The 20,601-nt window shown below is 51.0% G+C and carries 24 protein-coding genes; 12 read left to right on the top strand and 12 right to left on the bottom strand.

What is annotated here, in order from left to right; genetic code table 11:
- Positions 1-20 precede the first annotated feature (20 nt).
- The 5 genes from rpsG to bfr all read left to right on the top strand — a co-directional run bounded on the left by rpsG (position 21) and on the right by bfr (position 4,882).
- Positions 21-491: a 30S ribosomal protein S7 gene (gene rpsG, locus A4308_RS05130; RefSeq protein WP_003861706.1), complete on the top strand. Its 471-nt coding sequence runs from the start codon at positions 21-23 to the stop codon at positions 489-491.
- 96 nt (positions 492-587) lie between these two features.
- Complete coding sequence (fusA, locus tag A4308_RS05125; RefSeq protein ID WP_023331453.1) at positions 588-2,702, top strand: elongation factor G; 2,115 nt, start codon at positions 588-590, stop codon at positions 2,700-2,702.
- Positions 2,703-2,771: 69 nt separating this feature from the next.
- Complete coding sequence (gene tuf, locus A4308_RS05120; RefSeq protein WP_014171903.1) at positions 2,772-3,956, top strand: elongation factor Tu; 1,185 nt, start codon at positions 2,772-2,774, stop codon at positions 3,954-3,956.
- 179 nt (positions 3,957-4,135) lie between these two features.
- Positions 4,136-4,330 carry a bacterioferritin-associated ferredoxin gene (bfd, locus tag A4308_RS05115; RefSeq protein WP_008503493.1) on the top strand — a complete coding sequence of 65 codons (195 nt, stop codon included), beginning with the start codon at positions 4,136-4,138 and terminating at the stop codon, positions 4,328-4,330.
- Positions 4,331-4,402: 72 nt separating this feature from the next.
- A complete protein-coding gene (gene bfr / locus A4308_RS05110) occupies positions 4,403-4,882 on the top strand; it encodes a bacterioferritin (RefSeq protein ID WP_014885483.1) in 480 nt (159 codons plus the stop codon).
- Positions 4,883-4,916: 34 nt separating this feature from the next.
- On the opposite strand, the gene A4308_RS22885 is transcribed toward bfr, so the two are convergent.
- From A4308_RS22885 to gspC, 12 genes are read right to left on the bottom strand one after another with little or no spacing between them, the layout of a single operon-like run.
- Positions 4,917-5,639 (bottom strand): prepilin peptidase, encoded by a 723-nt coding sequence (locus A4308_RS22885; RefSeq protein ID WP_158008930.1) that lies wholly within the window; start codon positions 5,637-5,639, stop codon positions 4,917-4,919.
- A 58-nt stretch (positions 5,640-5,697) separates the two neighbouring features.
- A complete protein-coding gene (gene gspM / locus A4308_RS05100) occupies positions 5,698-6,171 on the bottom strand; it encodes a type II secretion system protein GspM (RefSeq protein ID WP_032635368.1) in 474 nt (157 codons plus the stop codon).
- Positions 6,164-7,372, bottom strand: a complete 1,209-nt coding sequence (gene gspL, locus A4308_RS05095) for a type II secretion system protein GspL (RefSeq protein ID WP_158008546.1) — start codon at positions 7,370-7,372, stop codon at positions 6,164-6,166. Before gspL ends, gspM begins: the two co-directional genes overlap by 8 nt.
- Entirely contained in the window at positions 7,305-8,264 is a 960-nt protein-coding gene (gene gspK, locus A4308_RS05090) for a type II secretion system minor pseudopilin GspK (RefSeq protein WP_045135134.1), read from the bottom strand. Before gspK ends, gspL begins: the two co-directional genes overlap by 68 nt.
- Positions 8,261-8,842, bottom strand: a complete 582-nt coding sequence (locus A4308_RS05085) for a PulJ/GspJ family protein (protein WP_052192639.1) — start codon at positions 8,840-8,842, stop codon at positions 8,261-8,263. The genes gspK and A4308_RS05085 overlap by 4 nt, the downstream gene beginning before the upstream one ends.
- The gene (gene gspI, locus A4308_RS05080) at positions 8,835-9,203 is read right to left on the bottom strand and encodes a type II secretion system minor pseudopilin GspI (protein ID WP_023331447.1); all 369 of its coding nucleotides are present in this window, start codon (positions 9,201-9,203) and stop codon (positions 8,835-8,837) included. The genes A4308_RS05085 and gspI overlap by 8 nt, the downstream gene beginning before the upstream one ends.
- Entirely contained in the window at positions 9,200-9,700 is a 501-nt protein-coding gene (gspH, locus tag A4308_RS05075) for a type II secretion system minor pseudopilin GspH (protein ID WP_045135133.1), read from the bottom strand. Before gspH ends, gspI begins: the two co-directional genes overlap by 4 nt.
- A 2-nt stretch (positions 9,701-9,702) precedes the next feature.
- Positions 9,703-10,146 carry a type II secretion system major pseudopilin GspG gene (gene gspG, locus A4308_RS05070; protein ID WP_014885475.1) on the bottom strand — a complete coding sequence of 148 codons (444 nt, stop codon included), beginning with the start codon at positions 10,144-10,146 and terminating at the stop codon, positions 9,703-9,705.
- A 9-nt stretch (positions 10,147-10,155) separates the two neighbouring features.
- Positions 10,156-11,355 (bottom strand): type II secretion system inner membrane protein GspF, encoded by a 1,200-nt coding sequence (gene gspF / locus A4308_RS05065; RefSeq protein WP_045135132.1) that lies wholly within the window; start codon positions 11,353-11,355, stop codon positions 10,156-10,158.
- The gene (gene gspE, locus A4308_RS05060) at positions 11,352-12,827 is read right to left on the bottom strand and encodes a type II secretion system ATPase GspE (protein ID WP_023331444.1); all 1,476 of its coding nucleotides are present in this window, start codon (positions 12,825-12,827) and stop codon (positions 11,352-11,354) included. Before gspE ends, gspF begins: the two co-directional genes overlap by 4 nt.
- Entirely contained in the window at positions 12,824-14,809 is a 1,986-nt protein-coding gene (gspD, locus tag A4308_RS05055) for a type II secretion system secretin GspD (RefSeq protein ID WP_072251823.1), read from the bottom strand. The genes gspE and gspD overlap by 4 nt, the downstream gene beginning before the upstream one ends.
- A complete protein-coding gene (gene gspC / locus A4308_RS05050) occupies positions 14,810-15,625 on the bottom strand; it encodes a type II secretion system protein GspC (RefSeq protein ID WP_080352198.1) in 816 nt (271 codons plus the stop codon).
- A gap of 201 nt (positions 15,626-15,826) precedes the next feature.
- On the opposite strand from gspC, the gene A4308_RS05045 reads away from it, so the two are divergent.
- The 7 genes from A4308_RS05045 to rplB all read left to right on the top strand — a co-directional run bounded on the left by A4308_RS05045 (position 15,827) and on the right by rplB (position 20,585).
- Positions 15,827-17,248, top strand: a complete 1,422-nt coding sequence (locus tag A4308_RS05045) for a peptidoglycan-binding domain-containing protein (protein ID WP_197469592.1) — start codon at positions 15,827-15,829, stop codon at positions 17,246-17,248.
- A complete protein-coding gene (locus A4308_RS05040; RefSeq protein WP_045135130.1) occupies positions 17,245-17,610 on the top strand; it encodes a hypothetical protein in 366 nt (121 codons plus the stop codon). Before A4308_RS05045 ends, A4308_RS05040 begins: the two co-directional genes overlap by 4 nt.
- 247 nt (positions 17,611-17,857) lie before the next feature.
- Positions 17,858-18,169 (top strand): 30S ribosomal protein S10, encoded by a 312-nt coding sequence (rpsJ, locus tag A4308_RS05035; RefSeq protein ID WP_001181005.1) that lies wholly within the window; start codon positions 17,858-17,860, stop codon positions 18,167-18,169.
- Between the two features lie 32 nt (positions 18,170-18,201).
- A complete protein-coding gene (gene rplC / locus A4308_RS05030; protein WP_003863274.1) occupies positions 18,202-18,831 on the top strand; it encodes a 50S ribosomal protein L3 in 630 nt (209 codons plus the stop codon).
- A 10-nt stretch (positions 18,832-18,841) separates the two neighbouring features.
- A complete protein-coding gene (rplD, locus tag A4308_RS05025; RefSeq protein ID WP_000424395.1) occupies positions 18,842-19,447 on the top strand; it encodes a 50S ribosomal protein L4 in 606 nt (201 codons plus the stop codon).
- On the top strand, positions 19,444-19,746 hold the full coding sequence (gene rplW, locus A4308_RS05020; RefSeq protein WP_000617546.1) for a 50S ribosomal protein L23: 303 nt from the start codon (positions 19,444-19,446) through the stop codon (positions 19,744-19,746). Before rplD ends, rplW begins: the two co-directional genes overlap by 4 nt.
- A gap of 17 nt (positions 19,747-19,763) precedes the next feature.
- Positions 19,764-20,585 carry a 50S ribosomal protein L2 gene (gene rplB, locus A4308_RS05015; RefSeq protein WP_000301859.1) on the top strand — a complete coding sequence of 274 codons (822 nt, stop codon included), beginning with the start codon at positions 19,764-19,766 and terminating at the stop codon, positions 20,583-20,585.
- Positions 20,586-20,601 lie beyond the last annotated feature (16 nt).

Genomic DNA, 20,601 nt, shown 5'->3' with positions numbered 1-20,601 from the left:
ATTAACAACGGAGTATTCCCATGCCACGTCGTCGCGTCATTGGTCAGCGTAAAATTCTTCCAGATCCGAAGTTCGGATCAGAACTGCTGGCAAAATTTGTAAATATCCTGATGGTAGATGGTAAAAAATCTACTGCAGAAGCCATCGTATACAGCGCGCTTGAGACCCTGGCTCAGCGTTCTGGTAAAAATGAACTGGAAGCTTTCGAAGTCGCTCTCGACAACGTTCGCCCAACTGTAGAAGTTAAGTCCCGCCGCGTTGGTGGTTCTACTTATCAGGTTCCAGTTGAAGTTCGTCCGGTTCGTCGTAATGCTCTGGCAATGCGTTGGATCGTTGAAGCTGCTCGTAAACGCGGTGATAAATCCATGGCTCTGCGTCTGGCGAACGAACTTTCTGATGCTGCAGAAAACAAAGGTACTGCAGTTAAGAAACGTGAAGACGTTCACCGTATGGCAGAAGCCAACAAGGCGTTCGCACACTACCGTTGGTAATCCCTTCGGAGTATTAGTCACCAGGCGGGCGCTTCAGAGAAGCCGCCCGCTCTGGGTAACTTAACTGAACGCCTAAAGAAACAAACGAGGAATCAAATGGCTCGTACAACACCCATCGCACGCTACCGTAACATCGGTATCAGTGCGCACATCGACGCCGGTAAGACCACTACTACCGAACGTATTCTGTTCTACACCGGTGTAAACCATAAAATCGGTGAAGTTCATGACGGCGCAGCCACCATGGACTGGATGGAACAGGAGCAGGAGCGTGGTATCACTATCACCTCCGCAGCGACTACTGCATTCTGGTCAGGTATGGCTAAGCAGTACGAACCGCATCGCGTAAACATCATCGACACCCCAGGGCACGTTGACTTCACCATCGAAGTAGAACGTTCCATGCGTGTGCTCGACGGCGCGGTAATGGTTTATTGCGCAGTTGGTGGTGTTCAGCCACAGTCTGAAACCGTATGGCGTCAGGCGAACAAATATAAAGTTCCACGCATCGCGTTCGTTAACAAAATGGACCGTATGGGTGCTAACTTCCTGAAAGTTGTTGGTCAGATCAAAACCCGTCTGGGCGCGAACCCTGTTCCGCTGCAGCTGGCAATTGGTGCTGAAGAAGGCTTCACCGGCGTTATCGACCTGGTGAAAATGAAAGCCATCAACTGGAACGACGCAGACCAGGGCGTGACCTTCGAATACGAAGACATCCCGGCTGAGATGCAGGACCTGGCTGACGAATGGCACCAGAACCTGATCGAATCCGCTGCTGAAGCTTCTGAAGAGCTGATGGAGAAATACCTGGGTGGTGAAGAACTGACTGAAGAAGAGATCAAAAAAGCTCTGCGTCAGCGTGTTCTGAACAACGAAATCATCCTGGTAACCTGTGGTTCTGCGTTCAAGAACAAAGGTGTTCAGGCGATGCTGGATGCGGTAGTTGACTACCTGCCATCCCCGGTTGACGTTCCTGCGATCAACGGCATCCTGGACGACGGTAAAGATACTCCGGCTGAGCGTCACGCAAGCGACGACGAGCCGTTCTCTGCACTGGCGTTCAAAATTGCTACCGACCCATTCGTGGGTAACCTGACCTTCTTCCGCGTTTACTCTGGTGTGGTTAACTCCGGTGACACCATCCTGAACTCCGTGAAAGCGGCGCGTGAGCGTTTTGGCCGTATCGTACAGATGCACGCTAACAAACGTGAAGAGATCAAAGAAGTTCGTGCGGGCGACATCGCTGCAGCTATCGGTCTGAAAGACGTGACCACTGGTGACACCCTGTGTGACCCGGATCACCCGATCATTCTGGAGCGTATGGAATTCCCAGAGCCGGTAATCTCCATCGCGGTTGAACCAAAAACCAAAGCTGACCAGGAAAAAATGGGTCTGGCTCTGGGCCGTCTGGCGAAAGAAGACCCATCATTCCGCGTATGGACTGATGAAGAATCTAACCAGACCATCATCGCTGGTATGGGTGAACTGCACCTGGACATCATCGTTGACCGTATGAAGCGTGAATTCAACGTTGAAGCGAACGTGGGTAAACCTCAGGTTGCTTACCGCGAAGCGATTCGCGCGAAAGTTACCGATGTTGAAGGTAAACACGCTAAGCAGTCTGGTGGTCGCGGTCAGTACGGTCACGTTGTGATCGACATGTACCCACTGGAGCCGGGCTCTAACCCGAAAGGTTACGAGTTCATCAACGACATCAAAGGTGGTGTAATTCCTGGCGAATACATCCCAGCCGTTGATAAAGGCATCCAGGAACAGCTGAAAGCGGGCCCTCTGGCTGGCTATCCGGTTGTTGACATGGGTGTTCGTCTGCACTTCGGTTCTTACCACGACGTTGACTCCTCTGAACTGGCGTTTAAACTGGCTGCGTCTATTGCCTTTAAAGAAGGCTTTAAGAAAGCAAAACCAGTTCTGCTTGAGCCAATCATGAAGGTTGAAGTAGAAACTCCTGAAGAGAACACCGGTGACGTTATCGGTGACTTGAGCCGTCGTCGCGGTATGCTGCGTGGTCAGGAATCTGAAGTAACTGGCGTTAAGATCCACGCTGAAGTTCCGCTGTCTGAAATGTTCGGATATGCAACTCAGCTGCGTTCTCTGACCAAAGGTCGTGCATCATACACCATGGAATTCCTGAAGTATGATGATGCGCCTAACAACGTTGCTCAGGCCGTTATTGAAGCCCGTGGTAAGTAATCCACAGGATTAAAACCTAAGTCCCGTGCTCTCTCCGAAGGGGAGAGCACTATAGTAAGGAATATAGCCGTGTCTAAAGAAAAATTTGAACGTACAAAACCGCACGTTAACGTTGGTACTATCGGCCACGTTGACCATGGTAAAACTACCCTGACTGCTGCAATCACTACCGTTCTGGCTAAAACCTACGGCGGTGCTGCTCGTGCATTCGACCAGATCGATAACGCACCAGAAGAAAAAGCGCGTGGTATCACCATCAACACTTCTCACGTTGAATATGACACCCCGACTCGCCACTACGCACACGTAGACTGCCCAGGCCACGCCGACTATGTTAAAAACATGATCACCGGTGCTGCGCAGATGGACGGCGCGATCCTGGTTGTTGCTGCGACTGACGGCCCAATGCCTCAGACTCGTGAGCACATCCTGCTGGGCCGTCAGGTAGGCGTTCCTTACATCATCGTGTTCCTGAACAAGTGCGACATGGTTGATGACGAAGAGCTGCTGGAACTGGTAGAGATGGAAGTTCGTGAACTGCTGTCTCAGTACGATTTCCCAGGCGACGACACCCCAATCGTTCGTGGTTCCGCGCTGAAAGCGCTGGAAGGTGAAGCAGAGTGGGAAGAGAAAATCATCGAACTGGCTGGCTTCCTGGATTCTTACATCCCGGAACCAGAGCGTGCGATTGACAAGCCATTCCTGCTGCCAATCGAAGACGTATTCTCCATCTCCGGTCGTGGTACCGTTGTTACCGGTCGTGTAGAGCGCGGTATCATCAAAGTTGGTGAAGAAGTTGAAATCGTTGGTATCAAAGAGACTGCGAAGTCTACCTGTACTGGCGTTGAAATGTTCCGCAAACTGCTGGACGAAGGCCGTGCTGGTGAGAACGTTGGTGTTCTGCTGCGTGGTATCAAACGTGAAGAAATCGAACGTGGTCAGGTTCTGGCGAAGCCAGGCTCAATCAAGCCACACACCAAGTTCGAATCTGAAGTGTACATCCTGTCCAAAGACGAAGGCGGCCGTCATACTCCGTTCTTCAAAGGCTACCGTCCACAGTTCTACTTCCGTACAACTGACGTGACCGGTACCATCGAACTGCCAGAAGGCGTTGAGATGGTAATGCCAGGCGACAACATCAAGATGGTTGTGACTCTGATCCACCCAATCGCGATGGACGACGGTCTGCGTTTCGCAATCCGTGAAGGCGGCCGTACCGTTGGCGCGGGCGTTGTTGCTAAAGTTCTGGGCTAATTAATTATCCCCGAATTAAAAAAGGACGCTTCGGCGTCCTTTTTTGTTTTGTGCTGCTCAGGTGTTGTCACAAACTTTCGCATTTTTTGCCTGCACCCGCCCCGTATTCTGGCGTTTGTGCTATTGTAATCATAACCATTCTCACTTACACTTTGCGCATAATTTGAACGGGAGTCTCTATGTACGTTTGTTTATGTAATGGTGTAAGCGACAAAAAAATACGTCAGGCCGTTCGCCAGTTTCAGCCACAGTCATTTCAGCAGCTTCGCAAATTTGTTCCGGTTGGAAATCAATGCGGTAAATGTGTACGTGCTGCACGTGAAATCATGCAGGACGAGTTGATGCAGATCCCGGAATACAAAGAGATCGCGTAAGCGCCCATCTTTTTTTTGACATCCCCGTAGCCCGATCTACGCTTCAATGAGTGGAAGCGGAGGGACTATATAATGAAAGGTGATGTTAAAATCATAAGTTATCTCAATAAATTATTGGGAAATGAGCTTGTCGCAATCAACCAGTACTTTCTTCACGCGAGAATGTTCAAAAACTGGGGACTTAAACGTCTGAACGACGTTGAGTACCATGAATCTATAGATGAGATGAAACACGCCGATAAATATATCGAGCGCATTTTATTCCTTGAAGGTATTCCAAACCTGCAGGATCTCGGCAAGCTGGGCATCGGTGAAGATGTCGAGGAGATGCTACGTTCCGACCTCAGGCTGGAACTTGAAGGTGCCAAAGATCTCCGTGAAGCCATTGCCTATGCCGACAGCGTTTTTGATTATGTCAGCCGTGACATGATGATTGAGATCCTTGCCGATGAAGAAGGCCATATAGACTGGCTGGAAACCGAGTTGGATTTGATCGATAAGCTGGGTATTCAAAACTATCTGCAGGCGCAAATCCGCGAAGAAAAAGAGTAGTTGATACAGGAAGGAAACCCTCCTTCCTGCCTCCTCACAGCGTTGCCCAGCAGAAACAGCCCCAGCCGCTCAGTGCCAGTGCCGGACCGAAAGGTATCGGGTCACCGAAATGCCCTTTTTTTACCCACAGCAGAAGCCCGTAAAAGATCCCAGCGATTGACGCTACGTAAAGGATCACGGGTACCTCTCGCCAGCCGCACCAGGCGCCCACTGCCGCAAGCATCTTGAAATCCCCGTAACCGATCCCTTCTTTGTGACAGATTAAGCGGACCAGCCAGTAGAGCAGCCACAGAATTAAATAGCCGGCAGCGGCACCCACAATGGCGTCCTGGGAGGAAACAGGGCCAAAAAAGGCATTAAACAACAGGCCAACCCACAGTAACGGTAGCGTGAGCTTGTCGGGTAAAAGGTAATGCTGCAGATCGATCACGCTGAGTGCGAGTACAAACCAAAAGAACAGAAAAAGCGCCAGTGACATTATCATTGATGCTGGATGGAGGGCATAGCAAATGACGGCCATCATCGCACAAAGCCCTTCCAGCAAGGGATAGCGTGTTGAAACAGGCTGGCCGCAGTGGCGACATTTCCCTTTGAGAAGCATCCAGCCGAGCAGGGGAACCGTGTCGTACCAGAACAGTGGGGTTTGACACTGGCAGCACCGGGAGCCAGAGAACGTAAACTCTGACGTTGAACCCGCCTCGCCTGTCGAAGACGGTCGTAAAATCTCGGCAGGCAAACGCCAGGTGAGTATACCCATTGCGGTTCCTGACAGCAGGCCAATGATGAGAAACAGAGTAACCAGTGAGCTATCCATTTTATTTCACTCCGAGCGTCAGGCGCGTCAGGATTATAGTGTCCGTACCCTGTTCACTGGCGTGGAATTCAAGTTCCGCAATCCGCAGACCGTAGTCTCCCTGTAGCACTGCCAGCCAGTTCATAAAAGCGTCCATCCTGAGAGCGTCGGCCGATACAGTCAGTTCTCCGCTATCGGTGCGCTGGAGTTTTGCGGCAGTGCCCAGCATGTGCAAACTGCTTTTAACCTGATTCTCCAGGGAGCCTGATGGTCTCTTTTCCGGAAGAAGAGCTGCAGCCGAAACCTGTTTCTGCAACCACTGCAGATCGCGTTGCACCTTAGCATAGCGGGATTGCATGGTGTCCGTAGCCTGCTTCAGGGGCTGGTAGAGCCCAAACCAGAAAAGAATGCTGACACCGCAGACAAGCAGTGCGAGTAGCAGCCGCTGTTCACGCGGATCTTTTTGGTGAAACCATTCCTGAGCGCGTTTAATCATTTCGAATCGTCCATAATCCCTGTTCATGTTTATCGACTTTGAGTGAGTAGCCAGCCAGTTTTTGATTTAAAAACGCCTGGATCTGTTGCTCATCGCGGGTAGAAATAAAAAGACGTAAATCATTACGTGCCGGGTTATAACTCAACCCTTCCAGCGCCAGTTCCGGGAAAGCGGACAGATGAGCCTGAAGCTGTTGTAAGAGCAAATAGGGGGCAGGCGATCGTTGCTGTAGCTGCCTGGGTAAATAGGTACGCAGATTACGGGTATGCCTGTTTTCTGGAATATAACGTTGCCATTGCTGCGTCAGTGTGTGGCTCAGCTGTTTTTCATACTCCCGAAGTTGCAAATACACGACAGCCTGAGCCAGACACGCACTCACGGCTAACAGGAAAATGCTGCAAAGCGCCATGCGTTTGATATTGGTGTTCCAGAAAGAGCGCGGGGCTGGCGGGCGCATTTTCCCGTGCAAAAGGTTAGCGGGTGGTTCCTGTGTATAGAGTGTCAAACTATGACATGCGGGACGCGTTTCCTTCGCGGAAAGGCCAGCTGGCAGTGGACCGTAGCTGACGACCTCTTGCGGGGGATAATGCGCTAGCAGCTGTGCCAGCCAGGGTTCTGTCAGATGGGCAACACTGTTCTCATGCGTTCTGAGCAACCATCCACCGCTGTCTGATAATACCGTCCAGCCGCTTTCACAGGCTGGCAAGCGAAGGGCGTCAATCGTCGCATGCGTGACGTTAAAACCAGCCCCGGCAAAGAGACGAAGCTGGGACATAAGCCAGTCGGCGTCAACGCCAATGACGGAAACTCGCGTTCCCTCCCGAGAGAGTAGCGTCCAGTGCAGCGAGGGCATGCCTTCGTCCAGTGTTTCATCCGCAAGCCACTGAAGTTTTTGATCGGTCAGTTCGTAATTTTCGTCTGGGATGACGATTATTCTGCTCGTTGCCTTTTGGGCCGGAATAACGAGATGAGTGCATCCTGATGCCGGGCGTGCGGCAATCTCCGGCAACTGTTCTGTTGTCAGACTCTGAACCTGGCTGTAGCCACATCCATCATATTCCACCCATTCAAGGACGTTCGGCGTCGATCCAGAAAGGCGGATAAGCAGTTTCGTCGCAGGGACGTTAACTGCTTTATTGTTCGCTACTGCCATCCGTAAGCTGGCGTAAATAGAGTTTGAGTGTTTTAGTTTTTTCGTCATAAATGAAAAATGTGCGCATACCAAAGGTAAGGTCACCCTCATGAACCGTGGATGTGGTCAAAAAATAACTGCTGCTGGTTGTAATCTGTTTTTTAAGCGAATCCACCAGCGGTTTTGCTGCGCTGAAATCCTGTTGGGCCTGGTAAAGAAAATCCTCTACCTTTTCCCAGCCATTTACAGGACGTTTTTTCAGGAGCATTTTTGCATCTGACAAGCTGATATTGTTGAGGAAGAGGGCTGCCAGAAGCGGCGCTTGCTGCTCAGTAAGGGTATTGATATTAATGGCGAGGTCACTGCTGAATCGGGTGCAGATAAAAGGGGCGAGTTTTTGATAAAGCGCGTCAGTCATCCCTTTAATTTTGCGCACTTCTGTGGGTAAAAAGAGCACCTGACCGGCGGTCAGGTAGCCTGGCTGACTATGTTGATAGTATTCGTCTTCTGCACCTTTAACGCGCGTTGAGTCGTTATCATCGATGTAGTCTGCGATGGATTGTGCGATCTCTTCTGCCCGGTATTTTTCAACGGCGAGCTTCTCCAGTAGGGCATAAAACACGCTGATTTCATACGGTGGCGTCGCCAGTGGTTCTTCCGGCGTATTCTTCAGTGCGTTCAGGTTGTAGCAATGGTGCAGATCGTTTATCTGCCAGCTGACGTCGGTGTCGTCGCCAGGACTCTCCGAGTGGGTGAGTACGTCTCGAGGCTTCTCCTGAAAACGTGCCATAGATTGTGCTTCAGCGTAGAGCAGAGCGTATTTCCCCTGCAGGCTATCATTGATGCGCCGGGTGCGCTGGAGCTGAACCTGAAAACTTATCGTCATCTCTGCTGCCAGCGCAGCCATCAGCGCCAGAATCATTAAAACGATCAGCAATGCAGAACCTTTTTGCGTGTTCATTGCGTCGCTCCTGCAGGTTGGCTGGCGGCTTTTTTTTCCGGAAACCAGCCGGGCAGGACAACGTGTCGGGTTATTTCCGCTTTACCGTCACGCTCCAGCGTTATCGTGGCTGTTGTTGACACGCTCTTTTCATCCGCTGGCGTCATTGTTGCAGAAAAATGGGAGACATGATCCAGCAGTGGCTGTGGTGCCACGTCCTTTTCACTGTCGGATGAGTAGCGTACTGCACGGAATAATGTGTCGTTTTCGATATACCAGTGGACGGTCGTTAAAACGAACGTTGCCCCAAAAGGCATTGCGGGATCCCGGGTTTGTGTTGTGAAAATTACGCTCTCTTTTTCACACAAGAAGGGGAGCGGTGTTTGCCGGTTTTTCCGCGGGACATACTGCATTAAATCATTTTCAAGCATGAGCACGGTGTGCTGGATGGCCTCAAAATCATCGCCAGTCTTCTTGGCTCGCTGGTACTGTTCGGTTGCCTGGGAGAACACCTGAGAGGCCAGAAAGCTGAGCGTTGAGAAAATGACGATCGCCAGCATCACTTCCAGAAGCGTAAAGCCGTTGGGGACTTTACTCATGCTTCGCCTCCGTTTTCTTACTATCTGAAGACCAGGCATACAGGCTGAGGGTTCGGCCATCAGACGTTATCACCCTGGCCTCTTTCTGAAGCAAAGGAGACGAACTTTTTTTCCCTTCAACCAGTTGCCAGGAGAAGGTCTCATTTAATTGAGAAGAGGCTCCCTCTTTGGCGGCGAGTTGTCCGTAAGTCGAGGTCACGAGTACGTTGTCTGCAACCCAAAGCGCTAGCGTTTCCTGTTTTAACGTTTCCAGTGCTGAAAGCTGCCATTGCATACTGTTGAGGAGTGCAATAATGGCGGTCGCAAAAATAGCCATTGCCAGCAAGACTTCAAGCAGCAGCATTCCGCTTTGTTGTTTCATTGCGGTTCCTTAAAGCGAATGACCTCAAGCGGCAGCGCGCCGTGTGAGTGCAGAATGGCGATTTTTTCGCCATCTTTAGCGTTGAAAACCACTGAAAAGGGAGTGACTTGTCCATCGGGCAGGATGACGATTTGCGGCTTGGCCTCCTCCGACGACGGTGTCACGTCAGGCCTGGCCGGTGCGTCCCAATCGCCGCGTAACGGCAAATTGTCATTGTTTGCTATTTCCTGCCACTGCCATTCACCGGTGCGATCCTTTTTCGGTGCATAGAAAAGCCAGCCGTCAGTAGTGAGCTGAAGGCCGACAGTATGTTTTTCCAGTAGCGCCACGTCTGACATGTATTTTGCTGTCTGTCTGAGGACATCGATCTGCCGCAGTAGCTTTCCGGTAGCGCTCAGCCTGTCACTTTGCATAGCGACAACGCCGGCTGCCGCCAGGGCGATGATGACCATAACCAGCATCACCTCCAGCAGTGTGAATCCTTTCTGATGGGCCATTTTTAGCGTGACTTTTTATCGTTATCCCAGTTGTGGATATCATCCTCGGTGCCGGTTTCAGCATCAGGACCTGTGGACATGATATCGATCGCGCCATGCTCACCCGGGCTAATCAGGATGTAGTCATTCCCCCACGGATCGGCGGGCAGACGGCGGATATAACCGTCCGGGTTGTAGTTTTCAGCCCGGGGAGCTTGCGCTGGGGCGGTAATAAGCGCCTCCAGGCCCTGTTCTGTTGTGGGATAACGATGATTATCCAGCTTGTACATATCCAGCGCATTTTCGAGAGCAATAATATCGCTGGCGGCTTTTTGCCGGTCTGCCCGATCCTTATTGCCCATTAAGTTAGGCACCACCAGGCTGGCCAGAACCCCCATAATCACGATGACGACCATCAATTCCATAAGCGTGAAACCACGCTGCCTTTCCTTTTTCTGCGCTTCCATGATTTTTCCTTAATTGATCAATGAGTTGAGTTGTAATATGGGCTGCATGATCGAGACAACGATAAACAAAACGATCGCTGCCATGACAACAATCAGCGCCGGTTCAAAAATCGCCAGGGTCAGCGAAATGCGATTTTGCAGCTGCACCTCCTGGTTATTTGTTGCACGCTGCATGAGTTCCCCGAGCTGGCCGCTTTTTTCCCCGGAAGCAATCATGTAAATCATCATGGGGGGAAATATTTGCGTCTGCTTCAGGGACTGGCTGATGCTATTTCCCTGGCGCACACTTTCTGCTGCGTCGCTGAGCCGCTGTCCAATTTCACGGTTGCCCACACCTTCTGCTGAGAGCGACATCCCTTCCAGGAGTGGAATACCGCTGCGATTGAGAATACTCAGGGCGCGCAGATAACGGGCGCTATTGATCGCGCAGACCAGCGGGGAGGTAATGCGAAACGCGATGAGCCAGCGATGAAAATGATCCCGGTTTTTCCCGCGCTTCAGCCAGAAAGAGAATAGCGTTCCACCACAGATCAGCGTCAGTGCGATCCAGGGACCGTATGTCGACAGAAAGTGACTAATAGCCAGTAACGTTCGGGTGGAAAGCGGTAGCTCATGCTTAAGATGAGTGAACTGCGCGGCGACCTTCGGTACCACCGTGGTAAGCAAAATGATAACGACCAGAATGGCGACCGTGGTGAGCAGGGCAGGGTAAATCAACGCCTGTGTGAGTTTGCTGCGCATTTGCTGACGTGCTTCATTATATTCGGCCAGCCTTTCAAGAACGGCGCCCAGCTGGCCGACCGTCTCTCCCGCTTTTACCAGGGTGCAAAAGACCGTATCAAACAGACGAGGGTGGGCTTGCATGGCCACAGAGAGGGGCTTTCCCTCCAGAACGGCGAGATGCAGAGAAGTGATGACGTCGGCCAGTTTTTTATTTTCTTTTTGCTGCTGAACAACGGCGAGCGCTTCATCCAGCGGCAACGCCGCGGCGATCAGCGTCGCCAGCTGACGCGTAAAAAGCGTTAATTCGCTGTGGCTGATTCGTGTCGAAAAAGCCCTGAGGGTGACCCTGGGCCGCTGCCGTTTTAGCGTTTGCGGTAATAACCCCTGGCTACGCAACTGCGCGACCATATCTCTTTCACTCGCGGCCTCACTCAGCCCCGTATGGCGGTTTCCCCGCGCGTCCGTCGCCGTCCAGTGAAATTTCATTGGCGCCCATCCGCTGGAGTCTGACCTTCAGAGGTCACCCGCAGAATTTCTTCAAGTGAGGTCATCCCTTCTGCCGCTACGCGAAGACCGTTTGCCAGCAGGCTGAGGTGATGACGACGCTGGATCTCTTCCAACTGCCTTTCATGGCGCTCATTGTGAATAGCGTCACGCAGTTCTGGTGTGGCGAGCAGCAGTTCATGGATAGCCATGCGCCCCTGATAGCCGCTTTGTCTGCAAGCGGTGCAACCCTTTGCTTGCCAGAGATGAGATGCATTAATCCCATGGGCTTGCAGGAGCTGTTGCTCCTGAGGCCGCACGGCGTGAGCCGTTTTACAGTGAGGGCATAGCCGTCTGACCAGACGTTGGGCAATCACCCCAACGAGCGAGGAAGAGAGAAGGAACGGCTCAACGCCCATATCCCGTAATCGCGTTACGGCACCGCACGCGCTATTGGTGTGGAGAGTGGAAAGCACCAGATGCCCGGTCAAAGAAGCCTGAACCGCAATTTGAGCGGTTTCGTTATCGCGAATTTCTCCTACCATGACGACATCAGGATCCTGACGTAAAATAGCGCGTAGTCCGCGGGAAAATGACATATCTACGCGGCTATTAACCTGGGTTTGTCCGATACCTTCCAGTTCGTATTCAATTGGGTCCTCTACCGTAAGCACATTGCGTTCTGGGCTATTTAGCGCGGAGAGAATGGCGTAGAGCGTGGTGCTTTTCCCGGAGCCCGTTGGCCCCGTGACCAGAATAATACCGTGGGGAAGGGCAAGCAGATTCTTCAGACTGTGTGTGTCTGCCGCTGACATATCCAGTTTATCGATGGATAAGCGCAGACTACTTTTATCCAACAGACGCAGAACAACACGTTCGCCATGCTGCGACGGGAGCGTCGACACACGGACATCCACATTTCGCTGACCAATTTTTAAGGTAATGCGTCCATCCTGCGGCAGCCTTTTTTCGGCAATATCCAGTTTGGCCATGATTTTGATACGTGAGATGAGTAAGGCCGCCAGTTTTTTATTCGGCTGAACCACCGGGCGCAAGATGCCATCAACCCGGAAGCGGATACTCATCGCTTTTTCAAACACTTCAATATGAATATCTGAGGCGTGTTCTTTAATTGCTTCGCTGAGCACGGCATTAATAAGCCTGATAACCGGCGCGTCCGACTGCTCGTTCAGCAGATCTTCATTCGTTGGGATCTCTTCAGAGAGAGTATTGAGATCGTCGGAATTATTAATATCTTCGGCAATTAACTGGGCTGACCCGCTGTTCTGTTGGTAAATAAGTTCCAGCTTTTCGGCAAACTGCTGCGGGGGGAGCCGGGTAAAACAGGTGCACTCTGGCGCAACGGATGCGAACTCGAGCAGATGCTCAAGTGTGGCATCTGTCGAGTAGAAGAGAGTCTCTCCTTGTAAGGCAATGCCATAGCGCTGCGCTTTTTTCCATGCGTGCTGACTCATTCCGTTCGACCTTCCCTGAACGGATTTTTGGCGTCCGGTGTTGCCGGTGCATTATTAAAAGCCCGATCTTCAAGCTCTTTGATGTTGTCGACGTTAATCAGTGTTTCACTTTGCTTTTCTCGTCTCTCTTTTTGCAGATCTTTGAAATTGGTGTATTTCTCACGTGAGAGTGAACGATAGACCTCATCGTCTCTGATAATGGTCGGGCGGATAAAGACCATCAGGTTACGTTTGCTTTTCTCATTGGATGTGTAGCGGAAAAGCTGTCCCACCAAAGGGATATCGCCCAGTAGGGGAACTTTTGAAACTTCTTGCTTACTGGCGTCATCCATCAAACCGCCAAGCACAACGGTTTCGCCACTTTTCACCAGGACGGCATTCTGTATTGTTCGGGTGTTGAAGGTTGGGCCGAGCGAGGAAGAGCTTGTCGATGTGTCGACGCTGGAAACCTCTTGCTCGATCTCCATCAGAACAGAATCACCCTCGTTAATCTGCGGGGTGACTTTTAACTTGGTCCCCACCGTCTTACGCTCGACGGTATTGTAAATATTATCGCCGGAGGTCGTCTGGGAACCGGAAAGTACGGGCACATCCTGCCCGACGTTGAAGGCTGCTTCTTTATTATCAAGCGTAACGATGCTGGGCGTAGACAGGATGTCGTTTTTGTTGTCGGTATTGAGTGCTGTGAGGAGCACCCCCCAGTCGCCGTTGAAAAAACCTGCCGCAAGGCCGTTATAATTACTGAAGAGGTTGTAAGCTGGGTTATCGCTGGTGATCCCTCCGTTTGCTTTGAATTCACCCACGCCCTGTGCCGCGTTAAAGATTGGCAGGCCAGTTTTGGTAAACTGTTGTCCACCAACGTTTTTCTCAGCCCACTGTACACCCAGGTTCAGACCTTTACCGTCCTGCACTTCAACGATAATCGCTTCCACCAGAACCTGTGCACGACGAATATCCAGCTTAGCGATAACCTCATCGAGTTGCTGGAGAATACCCTGATCGGCGGTCACAACCAGTGAGTTGGTTTGTTCATCTGCAGTAATAGAGATATCGCGGCTGCTGCTGGTTGCCGTATTGGTTGTGCCACTTTTGCCATCTTTCAGTTTTTGCGTGACACCGGTTAAAACGTCAACAAGCTTATCCGCTTTGGCATATTTCAGGTACCATACCCGCGTGTTTCCTTGCCCTTGCTCCTGGGTATCAAGACGTTTTACCAACTCAGTAATTCTTGCGCGGGCGCGTTCTGAGCCTCTGATAATCAGCGCATTGCTTCTTTTATCGGCAACGATGTGCGTTTGGAGTGTCGCAGGTTGTGCCTCTTTTGCGTTCTCACGCGACAGCGTGTTAAGGACATCGGCAAGATCGACAGCGGAAGCATATTTCAGCGGGATAATTTGCTCTTGCTCGTCACCCATGACATCGACACGTTTAATGACTTCCAGCATGCGATTGACGGTTGATGCTTTGCCGGTAATGACCAGCGCATTAGAGGGCTCATAATGCGAGACGTTACCGACATTACCGCCATCGAGCATTTGACGAAGCAGAGGAGACAGCGATCGCGCTGGAACATTTTCCAGAGAAACAATACGTGTCACCAGTTCATCACCCTTGCCGGGCTGCGTGTTACTGGTAAGCTTTCCTGGAAGATTTTTCACGGTTTCTGAACGCACGACTTTCAGCAGGCCATTATCAAGAGTGATAAGTGAAAAGCCATAAAGGTCGAGCACGCTCAGGAAAAATTGATAGTATTCCTCTTTATTAAAGGTATCTACGCTTCTGACGGAAATGGATGCTTTAACATCGGGATCAATCAGAATCGTTTTCCCCATGTTTTGTCCCACGATGTTGACAAACGTTTGAATGTCCGCACCGTTAAAATTCGCCGTGTAATCAGCTGAATATCCGGGCTTAGCGGTAGCGATGAGCAAAAAAAACAGCGAAAGCGCTTTCAGTCGCTGGCTTGCGGAGGTTCCATCCATTTATTTATCCTGACCGTCCTGGAATTGTTGAACAGCAACATTAATTAGTTTTGGTGATGCATTTCGCAAGAGGGTAATCTGAGCCGTCTGCAGATGTCTAAGTGCCTCCTGCGCCTGGGGTATATTCACCTGTTGCGTTAAAGACATATTGTTAAGCTGAATAGCAATGTCACCAGGTGCAATGGCTGTCCGTGAAAATAATTCTGTATTACCGCGAGGTAAAAGGCGCAATCCTCGCAAGACATTTTTATCAACGACAGGAATCGCTTCAATAAAATCTGACAATGTGACATCTGTTGGTGCCGGCTGCTCGTTCACTTTTTCTGGCGTTGCGGCAGGTGGCGCCAGTTCGGTAAGCAGCGTAAGCTGCGCGGTGTTTCCGCCTGAGGAGAAAAACACCTGGTTCTTAGTGATATCAATGATGCGCGTGCTGTTGGATGATTTAAGCACATCATCAATAGAATAGACATTCTGTTCCCCCCCTTCCTGCAGAATGGCCCGGGACGATAATTTATCCGAACTATGAATAATACCGCTTAAATGGATATGGGACAGAGTATCTACGTTGCCACTCACTAATGGGGGCGCGTCAATGCGATTATTGACTGACGATGATAAATTCCATTTATATTTTTCATTAAAATTATTCAATGGCGTGATGATATCCTCATTAATCAGCGACGCTTTGTTATTACCCCACTGTATATATGCTGAGTAAATGAAGATAAAGACACCCATAGCGCTAGTCAATATAATCATAAGGCTCAGGGTGCGATACGATAACGCATTTTTCACTAAGGGAGAGATGGTTGCCATGAAATCACTTTTAAGAATGACTAAGAGTGAACGTGTTTCTTGTTTAAGTCCGTCATAATATAATCAGTCACTGGCACGCAGCAAGTCATATGCAATATATATCCCTGTTTTAGGAATAGAATAATTTTCGAGGTAATGCGGCTATTCATGGATGAGCTAAATACTTTTTATACTACGCGGCATTGTCTGATTCGGGACAGCATGTTTTCCACGTTAATTCAGGAACAATGGCTAATATTGCAGGGCGGTAAAGGGGCAGGAAAAAGTGTGCTTGCGCAAGGGGTGATTAGCGCGTGGCCTTATCGCGCGCTCACCATCAGCCCTTTGAACCGAAAAGGTTACCTGTGGGAGTGGGTGATTATTGCGGATTCGCAGACGGATAACAGTCTGGCGGGAAAAATATTCCCTGTTGAGAAGCTCTGGGAGGAACTGTACAGCGCGGGGACCGTGATACACGGCAGTATGCCGCTGTTTGTCCTGGAAGATGGACACCGAATCTCCAGGGGGCTTGTTTCAACGATTCTGGCGTTTATGACCATGATGCCGCAAGCCCGATTGCTACTTACAGGGATATTCAACCGTCGTCAGCAGCGCGAGTTACGGGTATTACAGCCGGTATGGTTTGAGATACCCGCGCCGGACAGTAAAGATTACCGCAAGGTGATCTCCTCTCATGCAGGCATTGGCCCTGAGACAACCAACACTGTTCCGGAACAATTTATCAGACGATGCATGAGACGTTGCGATGGCAATCTTCATCTTGCTGCGCGACTGGGAGGGGTTATTCGTCGTAATAAGATGGAGGGGGAGGAACATGCCGCCTCTATTATTGACGCTTCTCTTCAGCGTGAGGCGTTGCGTTACCTGCCCGCACCTGGCCGTCAGGGCGTAACCTGGTTGCTGCTGTTGGTGTTAACGGTGTTATGTGGTGGAGGAGGCGTATACTTCGCCAGGCCTCTTTCCCGCTGGCTGCCACCGCTCACAACGTTGCTTCCTGTAGAATTCTCAAGACCTGTCTCAACACATGCGCGACTGATGGCAGAGACGATGTCTACCAATGAATCGCTCAGTTTACTGTTTAGCGTCTGGGGGTATGAGGTAGACAAAGGAGAAGCCTGGTGCGATCAGGCATACCGGGGCGGGATGGCCTGCCTTTCCGGCACCGAAACGCTTGAAACACTGTTGTCTGACGGACTTCCCTGGGTCGCCACCCTGAAAGCAGGTAGCGCCAGTTTCCCTGTCGTCGTGATCGGGGGAGGAGAGAACACGCTTACCGTGCTGTCAGGAAATCAAACATGGATCCTTGATAAGGCATGGTTCAGCCATGTCTGGACAGGGAATGTGACGCGAATGTGGAAGCCATCGCCCGACGGCAACGCAAGCATAACAAAGAAGAGTAGCACCGATGACATTGTCTGGCTTGATACGATGCTGAGCCGCGTGCTGAATGTCGAGGCGGAAGGGACGGGAGAATGGAGTTCGCTGCTAACTGAGAAGGTCCGCCAGTTTCAGGCGCAAAATAAGATTAAAGTCGATGGTGTGATGGGACAGTTGTCACTTATCAGGCTATGGCAAGCCCTGGGTGAAAGTCCAACGTTGATTCAGGAAAGAGGGACGATATGAGCGAGCAAACGGAAACCTCTTTGCAGCCCAAAGTACGCTTTGTCCGGCCAGATATGCCGCGCCCGCTTTGGGCGGGGATATGCATCGCATTGTCCTGGCTTTTATATAGTGTGGGTTGCGCGGTCGTCGGGTATTACCTGTACCGCGGGATTGCTCTGCACGCGTCTTCATCACCAGAGCCTCAGCATTATCGGCTTTCTGAGGAGCACTATATCTATAAGAAGCGTCCCTTGCCGGTGCCGGTGGAAGAGACGGATGTTAGTGTGTCGGAGGAAAGCGACGCTGAGCATCCGGTTGCTCCCGGGGAAAAGGGCGATCTTGAAGCGCGTGTTAAGCAGGCGATAGCAGATATTGACCAGTAGTGTACGTGTCTTGCAAAAGGTTGGTTATTATCGACACAGTCGACTTGCATTAAGCCTGTAAATACGTATAATGCGCGGGCTTGTCGTAATTGACGGCTGGTTCGATATGAACCTGGGTAGCGCATTTTGTTACTCAACAATGCTCCCAATTGGGGAGCTACGTAAGAACGGTTACACTCTCCCATCAATCGTAATGGGTTTGAGGAGTAATCATTTTCGTTTATAAAATAATTGGAGCTCTGGTCTCATGCAGAACCAAAGAATCCGTATCCGCCTTAAAGCGTTTGATCATCGTCTGATCGATCAATCAACCGCGGAAATCGTCGAGACTGCTAAGCGCACTGGTGCGCAAGTCCGTGGTCCGATCCCGCTGCCGACCCGCAAAGAGCGCTTTACCGTTCTGATCTCTCCGCACGTTAACAAAGACGCGCGTGATCAGTACGAAATCCGCACTCACAAGCGTCTGGTTGACATCGTTGAGCCAACTGAGAAAACCGTTGATGCTCTGATGCGTCTGGATCTGGCTGCCGGTGTAGACGTGCAGATCAGCCTGGGTTAATCAGGTCATCGAGCGATTGAGAGGTTGAAACAATGATTGGTTTAGTCGGTAAAAAAGTGGGTATGACCCGCATCTTCACTGAAGATGGCGTTTCTATCCCAGTAACCGTAATCGAAGTTGAAGCAAACCGCGTTACTCAGGTTAAAGATCTGGCTAACGATGGCTACCGCGCTATTCAGGTTACCACTGGTGCTAAAAAAGCTAACCGTGTAACCAAACCAGAAGCGGGTCACTTCGCTAAAGCTGGCGTAGAAGCTGGCCGTGGTCTGTGGGAATTCCGTCTTGCTGAAGGCGAAGAGTTCACCGTAGGTCAGGACATTAGCGTTGAGCTGTTTGCTGACGTTAAAAAAGTTGACGTAACCGGTACCTCTAAAGGTAAAGGTTTTGCTGGTACCGTTAAGCGCTGGAACTTCCGTACCCAGGACGCTACCCACGGTAACTCCTTGTCTCACCGCGTTCCGGGTTCTATCGGTCAGAACCAGACTCCGGGCAAAGTGTTCAAAGGCAAGAAAATGGCAGGTCAGCTGGGTAACGAACGTGTAACCGTTCAGAGCCTGGACGTAGTACGTGTTGACGCTGAGCGCAACCTGCTGCTGGTTAAAGGTGCGGTCCCGGGTGCAACCGGTAGCGACCTGATCGTTAAACCAGCTGTGAAGGCGTAAGGGGATAGCAATGGAATTAGTATTGAAAGACGCGCAGAGCGCGCTGACTGTTTCCGAAACTACCTTCGGTCGTGATTTCAACGAAGCGCTGGTTCACCAGGTTGTTGTTGCTTATGCAGCTGGTGCTCGTCAGGGTACTCGTGCTCAGAAGACTCGTGCTGAAGTAACTGGTTCTGGCAAAAAGCCATGGCGCCAGAAAGGTACCGGCCGTGCGCGTTCAGGTTCTATCAAGAGCCCGATCTGGCGTTCAGGTGGCGTGACCTTCGCTGCGCGTCCACAGGACCACAGTCAAAAAGTTAACAAAAAGATGTACCGCGGCGCGCTGAAAAGCATCCTGTCCGAACTGGTACGTCAGGATCGTCTGATCGTTGTCGAGAAGTTCTCTGTAGAAGCGCCTAAAACTAAGCTGCTGGCTCAGAAACTGAAAGACATGGCTCTGGAAGATGTGCTGATCATCACCGGTGAGCTGGACGAGAACCTGTTCCTGGCCGCACGTAACCTGCACAAGGTTGACGTACGCGATGCGACTGGTATCGACCCGGTTAGCCTGATCGCCTTCGACAAAGTCGTAATGACTGCTGATGCTGTTAAGCAAGTTGAGGAGATGCTGGCATGATTCGTGAAGAACGTCTGCTGAAGGTGCTTCGCGCACCGCACGTTTCTGAAAAAGCGTCTACTGCGATGGAAAAAACAAACACCATCGTTCTCAAAGTTGCTAAAGACGCGACCAAAGCAGAGATCAAAGCTGCTGTGCAGAAACTGTTTGAAGTCGAAGTCGAAGTCGTTAACACCCTGGTTGTTAAAGGGAAAGTTAAACGTCACGGACAGCGTATCGGTCGTCGTAGCGACTGGAAAAAAGCTTACGTCACCCTGAAAGAAGGCCAGAACCTGGACTTCGTTGGCGGCGCTGAGTAAGTCGGAGGAGTAATACAATGGCAGTTGTTAAATGTAAACCGACATCTCCGGGTCGTCGCCACGTAGTTAAAGTGGTTAACCCTGAGCTGCACAAGGGCAAACCTTTTGCTCCGTTGCTGGAAAAAAACAGCAAATCCGGTGGTCGTAACAACAATGGCCGTATCACCACTCGTCACATCGGTGGTGGCCACAAGCAGGCTTATCGTATTGTTGACTTCAAACGCAACAAAGACGGTATCCCAGCAGTTGTTGAACGTCTTGAGTACGATCCGAACCGTTCCGCGAACATCGCGCTGGTTCTGTACAAAGATGGCGAACGCCGTTACATCCTGGCCCCTAAAGGCCTGAAAGCTGGCGACCAGATTCAGTCTGGCGTTGATGCTGCAATCAAAGCAGGTAACACCCTGCCGATGCGCAATATCCCGGTTGGTTCTACCGTTCATAACGTAGAAATGAAACCAGGTAAAGGCGGTCAGCTGGCGCGTTCCGCGGGTACTTACGTTCAGATCGTTGCGCGCGACGGTGCTTATGTCACCCTGCGTCTGCGTTCTGGTGAAATGCGTAAAGTCGAAGCAGACTGCCGCGCTACTCTGGGCGAAGTTGGCAATGCTGAGCATATGCTGCGCGTTCTGGGTAAAGCAGGTGCTGCACGCTGGCGTGGTGTTCGTCCTACCGTTCGCGGTACTGCGATGAACCCAGTCGACCACCCACATGGTGGTGGTGAAGGTCGTAACTTTGGTAAGCACCCGGTAACTCCGTGGGGCGTTCAGACCAAAGGTAAGAAGACCCGCAGCAACAAGCGTACTGATAAATTTATCGTACGTCGCCGTAGCAAATAATTTTAGAGGATAAGCC

The organism is Enterobacter sp. ODB01, from assembly GCF_001623605.1.
Taxonomy (GTDB): domain Bacteria; phylum Pseudomonadota; class Gammaproteobacteria; order Enterobacterales; family Enterobacteriaceae; genus Enterobacter; species Enterobacter kobei.
This window is presented reverse-complemented; position numbering and strand designations above follow the sequence as displayed.

Excerpts from the sequence above, each read along its gene's own strand:
- gspF (WP_045135132.1), bottom strand. The coding sequence starts at position 11,355 with ATGAAATTTCACTGGACGGCGACGGACGCGCGGGGAAACCGCCATACG.
- rpsJ (WP_001181005.1), top strand. The coding sequence starts at position 17,858 with ATGCAGAACCAAAGAATCCGTATCCGCCTTAAAGCGTTTGATCATCGT.
- gspE (WP_023331444.1), bottom strand. The coding sequence starts at position 12,827 with ATGAGTCAGCACGCATGGAAAAAAGCGCAGCGCTATGGCATTGCCTTA.
- rplD (WP_000424395.1), top strand. The coding sequence starts at position 18,842 with ATGGAATTAGTATTGAAAGACGCGCAGAGCGCGCTGACTGTTTCCGAA.
- bfd (WP_008503493.1), top strand. The coding sequence starts at position 4,136 with ATGTACGTTTGTTTATGTAATGGTGTAAGCGACAAAAAAATACGTCAG.
- gspM (WP_032635368.1), bottom strand. The coding sequence starts at position 6,171 with ATGATTAAACGCGCTCAGGAATGGTTTCACCAAAAAGATCCGCGTGAA.
- gspL (WP_158008546.1), bottom strand. The coding sequence starts at position 7,372 with ATGACGAAAAAACTAAAACACTCAAACTCTATTTACGCCAGCTTACGG.
- gspH (WP_045135133.1), bottom strand. The coding sequence starts at position 9,700 with ATGGCCCATCAGAAAGGATTCACACTGCTGGAGGTGATGCTGGTTATG.
- fusA (WP_023331453.1), top strand. The coding sequence starts at position 588 with ATGGCTCGTACAACACCCATCGCACGCTACCGTAACATCGGTATCAGT.
- A4308_RS05085 (WP_052192639.1), bottom strand. The coding sequence starts at position 8,842 with ATGAGTAAAGTCCCCAACGGCTTTACGCTTCTGGAAGTGATGCTGGCG.
- gspI (WP_023331447.1), bottom strand. The coding sequence starts at position 9,203 with ATGAAACAACAAAGCGGAATGCTGCTGCTTGAAGTCTTGCTGGCAATG.
- gspC (WP_080352198.1), bottom strand. The coding sequence starts at position 15,625 with ATGGCAACCATCTCTCCCTTAGTGAAAAATGCGTTATCGTATCGCACC.
- rplW (WP_000617546.1), top strand. The coding sequence starts at position 19,444 with ATGATTCGTGAAGAACGTCTGCTGAAGGTGCTTCGCGCACCGCACGTT.
- A4308_RS22885 (WP_158008930.1), bottom strand. The coding sequence starts at position 5,639 with ATGGGTATACTCACCTGGCGTTTGCCTGCCGAGATTTTACGACCGTCT.
- rplB (WP_000301859.1), top strand. The coding sequence starts at position 19,764 with ATGGCAGTTGTTAAATGTAAACCGACATCTCCGGGTCGTCGCCACGTA.
- gspK (WP_045135134.1), bottom strand. The coding sequence starts at position 8,264 with ATGAACACGCAAAAAGGTTCTGCATTGCTGATCGTTTTAATGATTCTG.
- gspD (WP_072251823.1), bottom strand. The coding sequence starts at position 14,809 with ATGGATGGAACCTCCGCAAGCCAGCGACTGAAAGCGCTTTCGCTGTTT.
- rpsG (WP_003861706.1), top strand. The coding sequence starts at position 21 with ATGCCACGTCGTCGCGTCATTGGTCAGCGTAAAATTCTTCCAGATCCG.
- gspG (WP_014885475.1), bottom strand. The coding sequence starts at position 10,146 with ATGGAAGCGCAGAAAAAGGAAAGGCAGCGTGGTTTCACGCTTATGGAA.
- bfr (WP_014885483.1), top strand. The coding sequence starts at position 4,403 with ATGAAAGGTGATGTTAAAATCATAAGTTATCTCAATAAATTATTGGGA.
- rplC (WP_003863274.1), top strand. The coding sequence starts at position 18,202 with ATGATTGGTTTAGTCGGTAAAAAAGTGGGTATGACCCGCATCTTCACT.
- A4308_RS05040 (WP_045135130.1), top strand. The coding sequence starts at position 17,245 with ATGAGCGAGCAAACGGAAACCTCTTTGCAGCCCAAAGTACGCTTTGTC.
- A4308_RS05045 (WP_197469592.1), top strand. The coding sequence starts at position 15,827 with ATGTTTTCCACGTTAATTCAGGAACAATGGCTAATATTGCAGGGCGGT.